At 64.0% G+C, this 13,180-nt stretch carries 8 protein-coding genes; 6 read left to right on the forward strand and 2 right to left on the reverse strand.

What is annotated here, in order from left to right:
• Positions 1 to 56 precede the first annotated feature (56 nt).
• Complete coding sequence (locus LZC95_03175) at positions 57 to 2,777, forward strand: protein kinase (GenBank protein WXA95841.1); 2,721 nt, start codon at positions 57 to 59, stop codon at positions 2,775 to 2,777.
• Here the strand turns inward: LZC95_03175 and LZC95_03180 are convergent.
• On the reverse strand, positions 2,750 to 5,800 hold the full coding sequence (locus tag LZC95_03180) for a CHASE domain-containing protein (GenBank protein ID WXA95842.1): 3,051 nt from the start codon (positions 5,798 to 5,800) through the stop codon (positions 2,750 to 2,752). The genes LZC95_03175 and LZC95_03180 overlap by 28 nt on opposite strands.
• 162 nt (positions 5,801 to 5,962) lie before the next feature.
• On the opposite strand from LZC95_03180, the gene LZC95_03185 reads away from it, so the two are divergent.
• Together LZC95_03185 and LZC95_03190 are read left to right on the forward strand one after the other, a co-directional pair.
• The gene (locus LZC95_03185; protein WXA95843.1) at positions 5,963 to 7,285 is read left to right on the forward strand and encodes a diguanylate cyclase; all 1,323 of its coding nucleotides are present in this window, start codon (positions 5,963 to 5,965) and stop codon (positions 7,283 to 7,285) included.
• 54 nt (positions 7,286 to 7,339) lie between these two features.
• Positions 7,340 to 8,866, forward strand: coding sequence for a PAS domain S-box protein (locus LZC95_03190; GenBank protein ID WXA95844.1), 1,527 nt, complete (start codon positions 7,340 to 7,342; stop codon positions 8,864 to 8,866).
• A 133-nt stretch (positions 8,867 to 8,999) separates the two neighbouring features.
• Here the strand turns inward: LZC95_03190 and LZC95_03195 are convergent, their stop codons facing one another.
• Complete coding sequence (locus LZC95_03195; protein ID WXA95845.1) at positions 9,000 to 10,052, reverse strand: SDR family oxidoreductase; 1,053 nt, start codon at positions 10,050 to 10,052, stop codon at positions 9,000 to 9,002.
• Between the two features lie 58 nt (positions 10,053 to 10,110).
• Here LZC95_03195 and LZC95_03200 point away from each other — a divergent pair, with 58 nt between their 5' ends.
• The 3 genes from LZC95_03200 (at position 10,111) to LZC95_03210 (ending at position 13,117) form a co-directional block, all read left to right on the forward strand.
• The gene (locus tag LZC95_03200; GenBank protein ID WXA95846.1) at positions 10,111 to 11,196 is read left to right on the forward strand and encodes a LysR family transcriptional regulator; all 1,086 of its coding nucleotides are present in this window, start codon (positions 10,111 to 10,113) and stop codon (positions 11,194 to 11,196) included.
• Complete coding sequence (locus LZC95_03205; protein WXA95847.1) at positions 11,081 to 12,022, forward strand: AraC family transcriptional regulator; 942 nt, start codon at positions 11,081 to 11,083, stop codon at positions 12,020 to 12,022. Before LZC95_03200 ends, LZC95_03205 begins: the two co-directional genes overlap by 116 nt.
• Positions 12,023 to 12,124: 102 nt before the next feature.
• A complete protein-coding gene (locus tag LZC95_03210; protein ID WXA95848.1) occupies positions 12,125 to 13,117 on the forward strand; it encodes an alcohol dehydrogenase catalytic domain-containing protein in 993 nt (330 codons plus the stop codon).
• Positions 13,118 to 13,180: the final 63 nt, after the last annotated feature.

The following is a 13,180-nucleotide window of genomic DNA, read 5'->3' on the forward strand; positions in this document are numbered from 1 at the left end:
TCGCGCAGGCATGTGGGATGTGGTAATCACATCACCTAAGGGGGAAAGGTCATCCCATGGGCTCGGAGCTCGTGCCCGGAACGGTCTTCGCGAATCGCTTCATCGTTGAGCGCGTTGCTGGTCGAGGGGGAATGGGCATCGTGTACCGAGCCCGCGACCAAGCGCGCGATGGCACGCCGGTCGCACTCAAAGTGCTCCCCACCTTCGGCAACCATCGGGACTTTCTGCAGCGATTTTCCCGCGAGGCGTACATGCTCTCGCAGCTGCAGCATCCGGGCATCGTGGCCTATGTCGATCACGGCGTCACATCCACGGGGCGCCCCTTTCTCGCCATGGAGTGGCTCGATGGAGAGGATCTCGGCCAGCGCCTCGATCGCTGCGGCCTCAGGCTGAGCGACACCATTCGGCTATTTTGCGGCCTGGCCGATGCGCTCTCCGCAGCGCATAGCCGTGGATTCGTACATCGCGACGTCAAACCCGAGAACATTTTTCTCCGCGACGGCCGGCCGGACTCGCCCATCTTGCTCGACTTCGGTGTGGCACGGCTGGTGGCCTCCGAGCTGACGGCCGCGGGCATCGCGCTTGGCACGCCTCTTTACATGGCGCCCGAGCAAGCGCGGGGCGATCGCGACGTCGGGCCCAATGCCGACGTGTTCGCACTGGGATGCGTGATTTACAAATGCCTGACGGGGCGGACCCCCGTTCCCAATGGCCACCCCACCGTCGTGATGGCCAGCCTCGTGCTCGACGATTTTCCACGGCTCCGAACGGTTCGACCCGCCTTGCCGGAGAAGCTGGATGCGTTGCTCGGGCGCATGCTCGCGAAGGACCCGCAGCAGCGACCCGCGGATGGGAGTGCGCTGCTCGACGAGTTGTACACGCTGGGATCTCTCACGGACGCGTCGGCGCCGGAACGGCATGACGAGCCCGGGACGAACATCACCTGCGATGACGAGCTGCAGCTGGTCAGCATGCTCTTGGTGGTCGAGGAGCGGGTGAGCGAGCCGCTGCCGACCCAGGAAGAAGTCATCAAAGGTTCGAGCCGCAGGACGCAACGGCGGGAGCTCGGCGATGCGCTTCGAGCTCGCTTCGATGCACGGGTCGAGATTTTGCTCGACGGCTCGATGATCGTCACCATCGCCCAATCCGCCCGCAGGACGGCCAGCGATCAATCCGCGCAGGCCGCTCGGTGCGCGCTCTTTTTGCGTGAGCAGCTCCCCGTGCACCGCATGGTGATCGTAACCGGTCGAAGCATCGTCATTGGAGAGCACTTGCTCAGCGGCGAGGTCCTGGACCGCGCCAACACCCTGCTCGCGGAGGTGGAACGGATCCAGGTGTACACGAACGATACCGCTCCGGGCATATGGCTCGACAGCATGACCGCGCACCTGCTCGATGCGCACTTTCACGTGACGAAACAGCCGTACGCGGGTTGTTTCGTTTTGGACTCCGAGCTCGGCATCGACGAAGCGCGTCCCTTGCTCGGCAAGCCCACCCCGTGCGTGGGCCGCGACCGCGAGCTCACCGAATTGCAGTTGCTTCTCGACGAGTGCTGCGAAGATTCGGTGGCGCGGCTCGCCGTCGTCATCGGACCATCTGGAATTGGCAAATCACGTTTGCGCCATGAATTCGTGCGGCGGGTGCGGGAAAAGCACGCCGTCGATGTATGGATGGGGCGGGCCGATCCGACCTATGGCGGAGCGCCCTATGCCCTGCTGGCCGATGCCCTGCGCCGTCTCGTGGACACGCGCGATGGCGATGACCTTTCGGCGCAGCAGCACAAACTGGGCGAACGGGTGCGGCACCACGTGCCTGCGCGCGATGCCCAATTGGTCACCGAGCTGCTCGGCGAGCTATGCGGTATTTCCTTTCCCTCGGAGAGGAGCCCGAAGCTTCGGCAGGCGCGGATGGACCCGCGCAAGATGGTTTCGCAGACCACGACGACGTTCATTTCGTTCCTGCGTGCCGAGTGCAGCGCCCATCCCGTGCTGCTGGTCCTGGAAGACGTGCAGTGGGGCGATGGGCCCACGTTGCGCCTCGTCGACGCGGCGTTGCGCGACTGCCATGACAAGCCGGTGATGGTTCTCGCGCTGGCGAGGCCGGACGTGAATGACATTTTTCCGCGGCTCTGGACCCAGCGCAAACGTCAGGATTTCCATCTCGATGGCTTGTCCAAGCGGGCGAGTGCGCAGCTCGTCAGCGAGGTCCTCGGCGCCAACGCGCCTGCGGAGACCGTGTCGAGAATCGTCGAACACGCCGCAGGGAATGCGCTCTTTCTGGAGGAATTGATCCGCTACGTCGGCAACGAGCGCTCCCATGCCATGCCGGACACCGTATTGGCGATCCTCCAGGCGAGGCTGCAAAATCTCGAGCCGGCGCTGCGGCGGGTGCTTCGCGCCGCGAGCGTCTACGGGGGCACGTTCTGGCGCAGCGGCATTCTCGCCTTGCTGGGCGGGCGCACTTCCGTGCCCAACATCGACGAATGCCTGGAGGAACTCGGCCATCGCGAGCTCATCACGAAGCATGTCACCAGCCGGCTTCGCGGCGACACCGAATACGCCTTCCGCCACCATCTCGTGCGTGAGGCCGCACACAGCCTGCTCACCGAAGAAGCCTTGAAATCGCGCCACCGCGCCGCGGCCGAATTTCTCCAGGCTCGAGGCGAAAACGATTTACGCGTTCTGGCCGAGCACTACGCCCTCGGCGGGGAGGCCGAACGCGCCGCGAGCCTCTATGCGCGCGCCGCGGCTCAAGCCTCCGCGGCAAAGGTGAGTTGAAACGAGGCACCGCCCGCGCCGTTGACCTCGAGCTCCGCATCGAGTTGTTCCGACAAGGTGCAAATGAGCTGCAGGCCCAGAGAATCCGATTTGCGAATATCGAGATCGCGTGGCAAGCCGATGCCGTTGTCTTTCACGGCCAGCCGGAGCCGCCCCATGTCCAGCTTGGCCAGCTCCACGCGAATCGTCCCCTGACGCCCGTCGCGGAAGCCGTGCTTCAACGCATTGGTGATCAACTCGTTGAGCACGAGACCGCAAGGAATGGCCCGATCCACGGCCAGCGCAAGATCGTCGATGGCCAGTTCCAAGGTGACGCTCGCGAAAGCCCCACCCGTCGCGCGGAAGACATTGGTCGCGAGGCTTCGGGCATATTCCGAAAAAGGAACGCGTGAGTAGTCTTTGGATTGATAAAGCTTCTCGTGAATGAGCGCAATCGCTTGCACGCGCGTCTGGCACTCTTCCAGTGCGTCGCGGTTCGCGCCCACGTCGAGCTTTCGAACTTGCATGTTGATGATGCTGGAAATGACCTGCAAATTGTTCTTCACCCGGTGGTGAATCTCTTGAATCAAGACTTCCCGCTCCCGGAGCGCCTTGGACAGATCCGCCGTGCGTCCGCTGACCCGTTCTTCCAGCTCGGTGTTGAGGCGTTGGAGCTCGTTCAAAAGCCGGTCGCGCTCGTGTTCGGCGTGTTTGCGCTCGGTGATGTCGGTATTCATTCCGATCCACCCGCGCACGCCCCCTTCCACGTCGAGGAGCGGGACGGCCCTTGCGGCGGTCCAGCGCCATTCACCACTCACGTGCCGAATACGGTATTCGGTGTCGATGGCCGATTTCGTCGCGATGGCCTTTTTCCACAGCACATCCACCCGAGCGCGGTCCTCCGGGTGGAACGCGTCGAGCCGTTCGCCTCCGCGCCATTGTTGGTACGTCTGGCCGGTAAAGGCTCGCCAAGAGGGCGAGTCCTCGACGAATACACCGTCGGCTGCGGCGGTCCACACGATTTGCGCGGACACCTCCACCAGCGCACGGAAGCGTTCGGCGCTTTCGCGAAGCGTGGCCTCGGCCATCTTGCGCGCGGTAATATCGACGATCGAACCGAGAACGAAATCGCCATCCGCGGTGCGCATGGGATTCAATCCGATTTCGACCGGCATCTCCGAACCATCTTTGCGTATGCCATAGAGTTCGCGGCCCGCGCCCATCGGCCTATTTCGAGGCTCTTGAAAAAAGGTGTCCCGATAGCCGGGATGCCTCGCGCGCGACTTCGACGGCACCAAGATCTCCACCGGCTGGCCAATCAGCTCCTCGCGCGCATACCCGAACAATCGCTCGACTTGGGCATTCACCAATACGATCTTTCCATTGCGATCGACCATGAGCATGCCGGTCGATGAGGCCTCGATCGTTGCGCGAAACTTCTCCTCCGCCTGGATGGCCCGCGAGGCCTCCGAGCTGCGCGTTTCCAGCGCGCGCTGCACATAAGAAGCTTGGCCCGTGGCCATCAACATCACCACACCGAGAATTCCAACGAAGAGAAGCCCTCCGGCCAGCACCATCCATGCTTGCCAGCTGCGATGGGTCGTCATGTACATATCCGTGGCGGTGACCGCAAGGTTCCAGCGACGTCCGCCGAAGACGAAGGTCTCGTTCCATGTGCGCGAGCCCGTGCCCGCCGCCGCACCCGAGCTCGCGTACACGAGGCCATTGTCTTGCGGGGAGTCTTCGTCCAAAAGACGAAAGTCGAGCCCTTCGTGCTCGATGTCGCGCAGCGCGGTTTCCACGACGTCCTGTATTCGGAAAACGCCGACGACGTACCCGCGCAAGGATTGTGAGGCATAGACCGGTGCGATCAAAAGAATCCCATGTTGCCCGGCCGTCTCCTGAACGAGCGTCAACGGCGATGTCAGGCTCGGAAGGCCGGAAATGCGCGCCTTGCTCATCGCCTCGAATCGAGTCGGATCCGAAGCGATGTCGAATCCTATTGCGGAGCGATTCCCTTCCTCGGGCTCCAAGTAATACACCGGCGCGTACTCGGCGCGGGTCGTCGCCGGCTTGAGCGCGCCCGTCGAGGCCTGCTCGGTGATGGCAAAACCGGCCGCCGCTTCGAACTGCGCCCTTCGCGTGTCGTCGACGACGGGGGTCCAAGCCAGGCCCTGGATCCCCGGGTACTTCTTCAGCGCGCGCTGGCAGAATTCGCGGAACTGCTTTCGGCTCACGTCGGGCGATGCTTCGAAGAGACTCGAGAGAAAGCCCACCACTTCATCGTATTCCGAAAGCCTGGCATCCAGGGCGTGCGCAAGGGGCGTTGCCCGCCGCTCGAATTCGGTTCGCAAGCGGGTCTCCTCCCATGCTCTTGCTTTCAAGAACAACACGGTCACCACGCCGAATCCGACGAGCAAAGGAATGCCAACGATGGCACGGCGGCGGCGCCAAACGGGGTCGAGGCCGGGGACGAAGAGCAATGCGAGCGGTGCGAAAATCAGGACGCCGATGGCGTCGCCCACCCACCATGTCCACCAGCTGAAGGCAAACTGGGACCAAGGGATTACGCCCAATCCGCACAGCGTGGTCATGCCCACGGTGGGGCTCACCAGGCACGATATGGGTCCCCCGAGGAATGTGAACTTCGTGATATCGCGGTCTACCTCCAGCGCCGTGGGAAACCCTACGAACCTGCGGATGAGCAGAGCGCCCAGCGCGGCTTGGCAGGCCGCACCGCATCCAATTCCCGCAGCGATGGCCATCGAACGAACGAGCGCTGCACTGCTGCTGGTGTCGATACTGGTCCAAGCATTGACCAGGAACGAGCCCAATGCGATTCCAGGCACCACCCGCAGGCCCCAAAAGAGGGCGCACACGAGCGCTATGCCCGCCGCGGGCCACACCGCCGTCGCATAGCCGGGAGGTATCGCCATGAGCAGCGCAAACTTTCCCGCGATCCAGTAAATCGCCGCGGCCAACGATGCGCGCGCTATCCAGTCGATGCCAGTGCGCGTACGCGCATCGAGAGTGTCGCTGCTCATGACTTTTGGCTCCCCCTTCTCAGATTAGTGCAAACGGACAAGGCTGGTGCTTTCCAGGAATGGCATCTTCAAGATGCCCGCACACGGTTCTGGCGCACGTGGGCGCACCAAAATGTGCGGGCTCCGTTTCTCTTCGGCGTGTGCACCATGGCACACTGAGAGATGCGCAAATACTCGGTGCTCATCGTCGAAGATGAGCGAATCGTCGCGATGGACCTTCAGCAGATTCTGACGGCGCTTGGATATGACGCTTATGGTGTTGCATCGTCGGCCAATGAGGCGTTTGCGCGCGCGAGTGAAAAGCGTCCGGACGTCGTTCTGATGGATATCCGCATCAAAGGGCAGCTCGATGGTATTCGGACCGCGGCCGTCCTCCGCGAGAAATTCGATGTTCCCGTCGTCTACCTCACCGCGCATGCCGACGACGCCACCATTGCGCGGGCCAAGAAGACGACGCCGCACGGGTATTTGCTCAAGCCGGTGAAATCCACCGAGCTCAAAAGCGCCATCGAAGTGTCCATTTATCGCCATGAGATGGAGAAAGAACTGCGTGCCCGCGAGGCGTTGTTCCGAGACACGCTCGCCTCCCTAGAGGATGGAATCGTGACGGTGGATGCGCAATCGCGCATCGTGCAAATGAACGCGGCCGCTGCGAGCCTGACGGGCTGGGATCCCGCAGAGGCAAAAGGGAAATCCATCGAGCTCTTGCTCTGCCCCAAAACGGGGGTGACCCGCATCGATGCCGGGCTGGGAACCGACCTGCCCGACCTGGTCGGGGCCGTGTTGGAGGATGGGCTCACGCGCCACGGCGAAGGTGTCGATAGGCCGGCGGGGCGAAGTTATGGCTACTCGATAACGCCCATCGGCGACAGCGTTGGACGCAGCGTCGGTGCGGTGATCCATTTGCACGACATCACCGAGCGGCGCCGCTCGGACGTGGAAATTCGAGTGCTCCACGAGCACCTGACCGAATTGGCGACGACGGACGAACTCACCGGCGTGGCCAATTATCGGGCCTTCAAAGAGCGTCTCAAGCAGATCGTGGCCGAGGGGGAACGCGGTCGCGCCTTCGCCCTGGCTCTTTGCGACGTGGACGACTTCAAACGAATCAACGATGGCTTGGGCCACCAGGCGGGCGATCAAGCGCTGGCAGGGGTTGCCCGCGTATTGAAGAGCAACGTTCGCGAAACCGACTTCGTGGCCCGCTACGGTGGTGACGAATTCTGTATTCTATTCACGGACGTTTCCGAGGAAGCGGCCGTTGCGCTCACGGAAAGGCTTCGCCAGTGCATTGCCGCCATTCGCGAGCCAAGCGCGGTAACGGCGAGTTTCGGTGTTTGCGGTTATTCGACATCGTTCCACGGCGACACGACGGCGTTCATCGAAGCCGTCGATGCGGCCTTGTATCGCTCCAAGCGCGAGGGACGAAATCGGGTGGAGCTGAGCAGCGTCATCCACGCGGATGGTTCACGCGGCTTAGGTTGAAGGCCGAAACGACGCTCGTCGCCGTACGCGGTAGCCTAGTCGAGGGGCTCGACCATGCTGGAATTCCTACGGCGCATCTTTTCGTCCGACGGGTTCATGCCCCACGGACACTGCTATCTGTGGAGTCCGGAGATTGTCTGGCTTCATGTCATCTCCGACGCGCTCGTCGCCCTGTCGTACACGACGATTCCCTTTACGTTGTACTACTTCGTTCGAAAGCGCCGGGACCTGCCCTTCAACTGGATGTTCCTCTGCTTCGCCGTGTTCATCATCGCGTGCGGCGCCACGCATTACATGGAGATATGGACTCTCTGGACGCCGGTGTACCGGCTGTCCGGTGTCGTCAAAGCCATTACGGCGGCCGCTTCGGTTCCAACAGCGATTCTTCTGGTGAGGCTCGTGCCCAAGGCCCTCACCATTCCGACCCCCGCACAGCTGTCGAAGGCCCACGAGGAGTTGAAGAAGGCCCACGAGGTGCTGGAAACCCGCGTTCGCGAGCGAACCGAGGCGTTGCGCCGCAGTGAGAGCCGTTTTCGCAGGCTCGAGGAGGCCGGGATCATCGGGGTGATGACCGCGGATCTCCGCGGAGGCATCCTCGAGGCCAACAGCGCTTTGTTGAGCATGATTGGCTATACCCGCGAGGAGGTCCTCGCGGGCAAAGTCCGTTGGTCGGACATGACGCCTCCCGAATGGCGAAGCCTCGACGAGCGCGCCATCGAGCAGCTCCGGACGACGGGAATCGCCAAGCCGTGGGAAAAGGAATATTTCCACAAGGATGGTGCGCGGATCCCCATCGTTCTGGGCGTGGCGATGCTCGAGGGCAGCAGTGACGAATGCATCGTCTTCATCGTGGACCACTCGGAGTACAAACGCTCCGAACGGGAGAAGGTGGAGTTGCTCGGGCAGCTGCGCGCGCTCAACGGCCAGCTCGAAGAGCGCGTGCGCGCCCGCACGGCGGAGTTGTCGGCGATGCTCAAAGAGCGGGAGATCCTCCTGCAAGAGGTCCACCACCGGGTGAAGAACAACTTGCAAGTGATCTCCAGCCTCATCAACATCCAAATGAGAAAACTCGACGAGCGCGGGAGCCGCATCGCGCTCGAAGAGTGCCAGACGCGCGTGCAAGCCATCGCGCTGATTCACGAGAAGCTCTATCAATTCCAAGATTACGCGCGTGTTCCATTTTCGGAATATGCCAAGAGCCTTGCCGGCAACGTGCTCGCGGCGGGCATCGCCCCGTCGAACATTGCACTCCAGCTCGCCGTGGAAGATCTGACCATCGCCGTGGACAGGGCAATTCCGTGCGGGCTCGTGTTGAACGAGCTGATGACCAATGCCCTCAAGCATGCCTTTCCCGACGGGCGCCGTGGGACGATTCGCGTGGGCCTATCGCGTTTGGAAGATGGGCTTTTGCAGCTTTCGGTGCGCGATGACGGTGTCGGGCTGCCCGCCGGGGTCGACGTGCAAAGGGCCGGTTCGCTGGGGCTGCAGCTCGTGTCCACATTGGCCGAGCAGCTCGAGGGAACGGTGACCGTCCGCAACGACCTTGGGACGACCTTCGAGCTGACCTTTCCCTCGGATTGATGACCCGCGCTCTAGGTATTCTCGATGTATGCGCAGCACGTCCGCACCGGCGACGCGGAATGGCCGGCCCTCGCCATCCTCGGGTCGAGGTCCACATATCGAGCGCGGACCGTGCGACCGCGACCAGTCTTTTTCACCCCTGGAAGCGCGTCGCTACGAGGTAATCGCACCAGCGCATCACGCTCTCGAGGATAGGAGGATGCTCGAGCCCCATCGCGGCGGCGTGCGCCTCCGCAGTCGCCGTGTCGTAGCGGTCCTCTGAGAGGAACGTGAGCGTCTCCGGCTCGACCCCGGTGAGTGCTTTTGGCAACGCGCGAACGAAGCCCGCGCATAGCAAGAGCCGCGGCGAGGTCACCCCGAGGTGGGCCGCCGCGGCACGGATCAAATCCGGAAGCGGCGGAGTGGCCGGGTCCAGAACGCATAGCTCCTGCCCGAGCGTCTCCGCGCGCTCGGGCACCGTCGCGAGAAAGGCCGCGAGGTAGTCGACCGTCACCACGGGCACGAAGGTGCGCGAAGTACCGACCAGCGCGGGCAGCTTGCGCCTCCAGAGTCGCTCGATGGTCTCGCCGAGGCCGAGCACCTGCGTGGTCTCTCCCGTGCGCGAGTCCCCGATGACGCTGCTCGGGTGAACCGAGGTCCACGGCAGCCCCCGCGTTTTCGCGAAGTGCTGCAATGTCAAATAGGACTCGTGCTTCGAAGCCTCGTACGCGCCATGCCGTTGATAGAGTCGCGTCTGCTCGGCAGGACGCAACGGGTACACGTCGCGCGAAAGGCCGGGCACCGGCCGCGTCATGCGGTAGCCGCCGACGAAGACGAACCGCCGCAGCGCGCGCCGGGCCAGGGCCCACTCCGCCGCATGAAGCGAGCCCTCGACATTCGCGCGCCGCGCCTCGTCGGTCTTCATGCCGAAGGCGTAGCGCCCGGCCACGTGGAACACGTCCCGCACGTCCTCGAAGCCTTCATCGAGCCCGAGCGACGGAGCCTCGACGTCGCCCTCGACGAACACGAGATTCCCGGGCTTGCCACCGATCTTGCGCACGAAGGCCGCGAGCTCTTCGGCGCGCGCATCGGCGCGGCGCATCACTGCAGCCACGCGCCGCCCGCGTGCGGTGAGCGCTGCCAAAAGCCAGCGCCCGACGAGCCCCGTACCACCCGTGACCATCACCTCGATGCCGGCGTTTTTCATGCATTCAGCATGGCGCGCCCCAAGTATGAGCAAAAGAGAATATATCTCATGCCAAACCATGAGCGATTTCGATATCCACGCGATCAATCTGAACCTGCTGCCTGCGCTGGAAGCGCTCTTGGTCGAGGGCAGCGTTGGCGCGGCGGCGCGGCGCATGCACGTCAGCCAATCGGCGATGAGCCACTCGCTCGCAAAGCTCCGCGAGCTGTTCGACGATCCGCTTTTCGAGCCGTCGGGACGCCGCCTCGTGCCCACGGCGCGGGCCATGGCCCTTTCGGCGACGCTGCCGCTGGCGCTCGAGCACCTTCGCGATGCGATGAGCCCTGCCCAACCCTTCGATCCGCGCGCGTCGGTCCGCATCTTTCGGCTCGCCACGGTCGACCACTTCGAGCTCACCGCGCTGCCGGACGTGCTCGCGCACCTGCAGCGGCACGCGCCCGGCGTCGGCCTGGAGATCGAGCGCTTCTCGCCCGCGAGCCTGGCGCATCTCGTTGCGGGCGAGCTGGACCTCGCCCTCATCGGCGGTTCGGTGCCGACGCCGCCCACGGGCCTACGCCGCGCGTCCCTCTACCACGAGCCCTTCGCGGTCATTGCGCGGCCCGGGCACCCGCGCATGGGCCGGCGGCTCGATCTCGGCACGTACCTGGCACTCGGGCACGTGCTCGTCAGCGTCGAAGGGCGCCGCGACGGCGTCGTCGACCGCGCCCTCGCGAAATTGGGAAAGACTCGGCGTGTGGCCTTGCGTGTGCCGCACTTCATCTCCGCGCCCATGGCGGTGCTCCATTCCGATCATATCTGCACCATCCCGAGCAGCGTTGCCCGCCGCGCTCACGAGCTTCTTGGGCTTCGGGTCCTCTCGCCCCCGCTTGCCGTGCCAGCGGCGGAAGTCGTCGCACTCTGGCCGGAGCGCCACGAGAACGATCCCGCCCGGCGCTGGTTTCGCGACCTGTTCGTCTCGGGGCGGGCGCTCTCGTCCCATGCGCGCGCCCTCATGCGCAGGCGCGGCGTGGAAGGTGTATCCTCGCGCGGTGGCGCAGCTCCTTCCGTATCCGCCGAAGCCGAAAACGAAACCCGCCACGAAACAGGCGTGGCTCGCGGCCGAACTTCTCGAGCTCGCCGCACGCGGCGCCCCCAAGGAGGGTGACACGGAACATGCCTTCCCCGGTTTGCGATTCTTACGTGTCTCCAGGCCGTCCACCTATCGCAAATGGCACGCCTTCGGACCGATGCTCATCGTGGTGGCGCAAGGGCGCAAAGTCTCGACCTTCCGCGGTTTGAATCTTAGCTACGATCCGTCGCGCTTCTTCGTGGTCACGGGGGCGGCGGAGTTCGAAGGCAAGGTCATCGAGGCCACGCGCGAAAAGCCCTTTCTCGCGTTTTGCTATGCGATCTCGCCCGACATCGTCGCAAAAACGTTGCTGGCACTCGCCGGTGAAACGCCCGAGTCCCCCGAGGAAGACGTTCCCGCGTTCGTCGGTGCAATGGATACGGCGATGCTCGATTGCGCCGTCCGATGGTTGCGCGCCCTGGAGGACCCAGTCGAACGCCGCGTCGTCGCCCCGCTGGTCGTCGAAGAACTGGTCTTCCGGCTCCTGCGCTCGGACGCCGCGGCCGCCATCCGGAGTGCCGTCGGCCAGGAGCGCGATACCGACAAAGTGCAATTGGCGATGCAGTTTCTCCGCGCCAACGTGGAGCGCCCGCTCTCCGTCGAAGACGTCGCCCGCCACGTGGCCATGAGCTCATCGCACTTCGCCCATCGCTTCCGTGCCGTCGCGCGTGTGAGCCCCATGCGCTACTTGAAGCAACTGCGCCTGGAGCATGCACGCACCTTGATGGTCGGCGAGGGCCTCCGCGTCAGCGAAGCCGCGGTCCGCGTGGGCTACGAGAGCACGTCGCATTTCACGCGCGACTTCCGCCGCCTTTTCGGCGCCTCGCCCGGCGAATACGCGCGCCGCTTTCGCGAAGGGTAGTTTGGTTCGCGTCGCAGGATTGGGCACCATCTTCGCAGAAGCCGTCGTGGTGGGTTGGCCGTCCCATGCCCAAACATGCTCCTCGACAAAGGAGGATGTCGCATGCGCGCCATCGTTGTTTCGGAAATACATCGAGAGTGGACGCTCACCCAAGTTGCCGATCCAAGGCCGGGTCCCGGGCAAGTTCTCATTCGCGTTCGCTATTCGGGAATGTGCGGCACGGACGTGCACCTTCACCGCGGCCAATTCCCAGCGAAGCTACCCATCGTCGCAGGCCACGAGCCCACGGGCGAAATCGTCGAACTCGGCCCCGGTGTCACGGACTTGAAGGTGGGGGATCGCGTCGGCGTCGTCTGGGATCAAAAGGGCTGCGGCCGCTGCAATTCATGCCAATCGGGCGAGCCTTGCCCCCATTCGCAAACTTGGATGGACCTCGGCGGCGGCAATTCCGAGCTGATGCTCGCATGGGCCTCCGGGTGCGCGCTCATTCCGGACGGACTCGCGCTCGAGGCGGCGGCGCCCATGTTTTGCGCCGGATACACCGTCATGAGCGCCTTACGAAACGCGAACCCGAAGCCTGGAGAGCGCGTCGCCGTGCTCGGGGTTGGAGGCCTCGGCCATCTTGCCGTCCAGGTGGCGCACGCGCTGGGACTCGAGACCTTCGCGATCACCGGCCAGGCCAACAAGCGCGCGGAGCTCCTGGCCCTTGGCGCCGACGACGTGGTGGTGGCGGCCGACGACCCGGGCAAAGCGCTCCTCGACGCCGGAGGCGCCGACATCGTTCTGTCCACCACGAGCTCCGCCAAGCAAATTGGCTCTATTTTCCACGGCCTGCGGCGCCGCGGCCGGCTGGTCAACACCGGCGTCGCCGACGGCCCGGTGAGCATCGATTCGTTCGCCGCCATGCTCGCCTTTTGCGAGTTCCGCGGTGCCGTGCCCGATCACCGCGGCCACCTCACCGAGGTCCTCGAGCTCGCGGCCAAGGGCAAGGTGAAACCGAAACTCGAGATCTACGCACTGGAGCGGGCCAACGACGTGCGCGATCGCCTCGAGGCCGGCAAAGTCCGCTACCGCGCCGTACTCGCCCACGCGTAAATCGTATTCCGTCAATGCACTGTCGTGGTCACCTGACTTGTCAGACGTCGGCGTGAACATTCA

The sequence above is a fragment of the Sorangiineae bacterium MSr12523 genome, from assembly GCA_037157775.1.
GTDB classification, from domain to species: Bacteria; Myxococcota_A; Polyangia; order Polyangiales; family Polyangiaceae; genus Pendulispora; species Pendulispora brunnea.

Excerpts from the sequence above, each read along its gene's own strand:
- LZC95_03175 (WXA95841.1), top strand. The coding sequence starts at position 57 with ATGGGCTCGGAGCTCGTGCCCGGAACGGTCTTCGCGAATCGCTTCATC.
- LZC95_03180 (WXA95842.1), bottom strand. The coding sequence starts at position 5,800 with ATGAGCAGCGACACTCTCGATGCGCGTACGCGCACTGGCATCGACTGG.
- LZC95_03185 (WXA95843.1), top strand. The coding sequence starts at position 5,963 with ATGCGCAAATACTCGGTGCTCATCGTCGAAGATGAGCGAATCGTCGCG.
- LZC95_03190 (WXA95844.1), top strand. The coding sequence starts at position 7,340 with ATGCTGGAATTCCTACGGCGCATCTTTTCGTCCGACGGGTTCATGCCC.
- LZC95_03195 (WXA95845.1), bottom strand. The coding sequence starts at position 10,052 with ATGAAAAACGCCGGCATCGAGGTGATGGTCACGGGTGGTACGGGGCTC.
- LZC95_03200 (WXA95846.1), top strand. The coding sequence starts at position 10,111 with ATGAGCGATTTCGATATCCACGCGATCAATCTGAACCTGCTGCCTGCG.
- LZC95_03210 (WXA95848.1), top strand. The coding sequence starts at position 12,125 with ATGCGCGCCATCGTTGTTTCGGAAATACATCGAGAGTGGACGCTCACC.